Origin of the sequence: Pseudomonas sp. K5002, assembly GCF_013386655.1 — a bacterium.
Classification (GTDB): domain Bacteria; phylum Pseudomonadota; class Gammaproteobacteria; order Pseudomonadales; family Pseudomonadaceae; genus Aquipseudomonas.
Window position 1 is genome coordinate 1 of sequence record NZ_JACARK010000883.1, and the last position, 524, is coordinate 524.

Here is a 524-nt window from a genome sequence, read left to right on the forward strand (position 1 = left end):
GGATATGTACTCAATCCCCCATCTCATGCTAACCCCCTGGCCCGCCAGCAAAACACCGCACTGACCGCAATCGCCGCCCCCGCCACGCCAAACACCCAAGGCGCCGACGCCACCGGCAACAACAACCCCGCCAGCAAAGGCCCAAGCCCCGCCCCCACATCACGCCACACCGCATTCGACGCCAACGCCGAAACCCGCATCGCCCCCGGATTACGCTCCGCCACCAGCGTCGTCACCAACGGCAACTGCAACGCCCGCAACACCAACACCGCCGCCGCCCCCACAATCACCCAATGACTACCAAACGCCCCCAACGCCAACGCACTGAGAAACGAAAACAGCAGCAACATCGACGTAGCACCAAACTGCTGCGCAGCACGCCCCCCCAGCGGACTCAGAAGCAACTCCGAAACATATCGCAGCGCCATCAACCCACCGGCAATCAATACCGCATTGCCACCCAGCAGCTTCTGCGCCTGAATCGACAGGCCAAAGATAAACAACCCATCCAGCGCCACCCCTTC

The 524-nt window shown here is 62.4% G+C and carries 1 protein-coding gene; it reads right to left on the reverse strand.

The genetic code is table 11. From position 1 onward, the window contains the following. Nucleotides 1-23: 23 nt before the first annotated feature. On the reverse strand, nucleotides 24-524 hold a 501-nt coding region (locus HX846_RS30465; RefSeq protein ID WP_256740123.1), incomplete at its 5' end, for an MFS transporter.